This is a genomic window from Nostoc sp. CHAB 5715 (assembly GCF_020829685.1).
GTDB lineage: Bacteria > Cyanobacteriota > Cyanobacteriia > Cyanobacteriales > Nostocaceae > Nostoc.
In genome coordinates this window covers 1-2582 of record NZ_JAIVFR010001006.1, presented here as the reverse complement: position 1 = coordinate 2582, position 2582 = coordinate 1, and the positions used below count along the sequence as shown (strand labels likewise).

Here is a 2582-nt window from a genome sequence, read left to right as displayed (position 1 = left end):
TAATGACTAATGACTAATGACCAAAGTAGGGATTTAAACCCCGACTGAAACAAATGACCAATGACTAATGACTAATGACCAAAGTAGGGATTTAAACCCCGACTGAAACAAATGACCAATGACTAATGACTAATGACCAAAGTAAAGTTTAGTTGCAAAAAAAATCCCTCCCATCCAGAAGTGATAATCTAATAATTGAAGCTAATTAAAGCTTCTCTGGCAGATATAACAGCTGTATTTGGAATGTAGTAAGAGGTAAAAGACGCTGTTTAACTTAAATCTGTCTCGTCAAAACACAGCAACACCCAACGCGAAAACTGCTATTTCCTCAAAGATAGAATATTAGGGGGCGCTGTAACTGCGTTTCATAACTTGTTTGCACAAGCGATGAAAATTGGTACATCCCTGAGTATGATAAACAATGAGAGGAGATAGTTCAGCGAGTAGAGGTTTGGGTGTTGTTGTGTTTAAAGAGAAGTCTGAGATAGAAACTCCTCTTGGTGTAAGATTATCCGAAGTTAAAGAGTGAAAAATAGTTTAAATAGCGTTTTATGTCAATTATTGCGCTCAGAGCGTGGTATCTACAGGATTACGAGCCGATTCCAGAACTGGAAAAACGTCCGCCAGACATTCGCTTAAGCAAAAAAAGCCTGCTGAGATCAGCATTGCGAGCAGACTTTTTAGAAGAAAGCGACGAAGTTAGGAAATCAACTTGGTTTGGACGCTATCTGGAAGGGGAAGATATTGAATTTTATATTGAAGGTAGTGGTGGCTATTGCGTCGCCAACATTGACTTAATTAGCCATGAAATTTATTTTACCAAACAGGCGCTATTGGCTCAGTTAGAACCAACAATTTTTTTATCCTATCAAACAGAGTACGCCGCAGCCACGAATATTCTAAGAGAAGAACTGCGAGAAAGTTTGGACAGTTTAAACAAGCGATCGCGCCCTCAAGCGTTTAATTCCTGGTTTTGGAGGTTAAGTATTAGGGATTAGGTAACGAATCTCTAGTGGACAAGACGCCATTGGTGTGAAGTTAAGAAAAATGGATGGCTGTCAAGAGTGGGCAAATCAGAGGATAGAGACGCGGATACCGCGCTCTTACAGCGCTTTTCAAGTAATTGAACTACACCACTCCCTACTCCCCACTCCCCACTCCCCGTCTCATCTGTGGTCTAAATACCTGAAAAATGCTGTAAGTTACTTACCTCGTTAACAACTTTCGACGAAGATTATCTAACGCTGCATTCGCACTCACATGACGAATTAAAGCTCGACCTCGCATTGTACCAAACTGATACTCAAAACTTGTCACTTCATCCTTTGGCCCAGCTAAACCAATGTAAACTAAACCCACCGGCTTAGTATCTGTTCCTCCAGTTGGGCCAGCAATACCAGTAATACTTAATCCCCAAGTTGTTGCAAGGCGGGTTTTGACTCCAACAGCCATTTGCTCTGCAACTGTAGCGCTTACCGCCCCAAATTTATCTAAATCTTCCTGGTTAACCCCCAGCAGCCCAATCTTCACCCAATTGTCATAAGAAATTACTCCACCCCAAAAGTAATCAGAACTCCCAGAAATCTCAGTCAACATTTGCCCTAAACCGCCACCAGTGCAAGATTCTGCCACCGAAAGCGTTTCTTTTGATGCCCGCAACAACTGACCAACCACCGAAGCAAGAGTATCATTATTAACGCCGTAAAAATCTAGTCCGGCAATTTCTTTAAGTTGTTTTTCAATGGGCGCAATTAGGTCAACTGCTGCTGCTTCTGAAGTTGCTTTAGCAGAAACTCGCAATCTTACTTCCCCCTTACCTGCATAAGGGGCGACTGTGGGATTTGGTAACTTCAAATAGGAAGAAACTTTTTCCGCCAAAGCAGATTCACCAATACCCCAAAACTTTAAACTCCGGCTGTAAATAATTTCTTGACCCCAACCTTGACTTTTGAGAAATGGCACGGCTGTTTCTTCCCACATCAGGTGCATTTCACTGGGAACACCGGGAAAGGTAAAAATCGTGATTTCAGGACGGGGTTGCCAAATGATACCGGGTGCTGTTCCAGTGGGGTTGGGGAGAATTTCTGCACCTTGGGGAATCAAAGCTTGCTTGCGGTTACTTGGTGACATAACCCGACCTCGTTGGGCGAATTTTTGGGTTATGTCTTCGATAATATCAGAACGTTCTACCAACGGGACTTTAAAAAAATCGGCGATGGTTTCGCAGGTGAGATCATCTGGTGTTGGGCCAAGTCCACCAGTGAAAATGAGAATCTGCGCTCTGGAAATAGCAATTTCTATAACTTGCTTCAACCGTTCTGGATTGTCCCCAACCACTGTTTGATAGTAGTGGGGAATTCCTAGCTGTGCTAATTGTTGCGCCAAAAATTGAGCATTGCCGTTGAGGATATCTCCTAGCAGCAATTCTGTACCAACACAAATAATTTCTGCACTCATTGGATCAACTGGAAATAATGGGGAGTAGGGAGTAGGGAGTAGGGAGTAGGGAGTAGGGAGTAGGGAGTAGGGAGTAGGGAGTTAGGAGTTAGGAGTTAAAAGTTAAGAGCCAGGAGTTATGATAA

General features: G+C 42.8%; 2 protein-coding genes and 1 pseudogene. 2 read left to right on the top strand and 1 reads right to left on the bottom strand.

The window, feature by feature from the left end:
• Positions 1-551: 551 nt before the first annotated feature.
• Positions 552-950 (top strand): annotated as a pseudogene (locus LC574_RS35045) (hypothetical protein); the annotation flags it as partial.
• Positions 951-1047: 97 nt separating this feature from the next.
• On the top strand, positions 1048-1218 hold the full coding sequence (locus LC574_RS35040; protein ID WP_229458220.1) for a hypothetical protein: 171 nt from the start codon (positions 1048-1050) through the stop codon (positions 1216-1218).
• On the opposite strand, the gene LC574_RS35035 is transcribed toward LC574_RS35040, so the two are convergent.
• On the bottom strand, positions 1207-2457 hold the full coding sequence (locus LC574_RS35035) for a competence/damage-inducible protein A (RefSeq protein ID WP_229458218.1): 1251 nt from the start codon (positions 2455-2457) through the stop codon (positions 1207-1209). The two genes, LC574_RS35040 and LC574_RS35035, sit on opposite strands and share 12 nt — an antisense overlap.
• Between the last annotated feature and the right edge of the window lie 125 nt (positions 2458-2582).

Excerpts from the sequence above, each read along its gene's own strand:
- LC574_RS35040 (WP_229458220.1), top strand. The coding sequence starts at position 1,048 with ATGGATGGCTGTCAAGAGTGGGCAAATCAGAGGATAGAGACGCGGATA.
- LC574_RS35035 (WP_229458218.1), bottom strand. The coding sequence starts at position 2,457 with ATGAGTGCAGAAATTATTTGTGTTGGTACAGAATTGCTGCTAGGAGAT.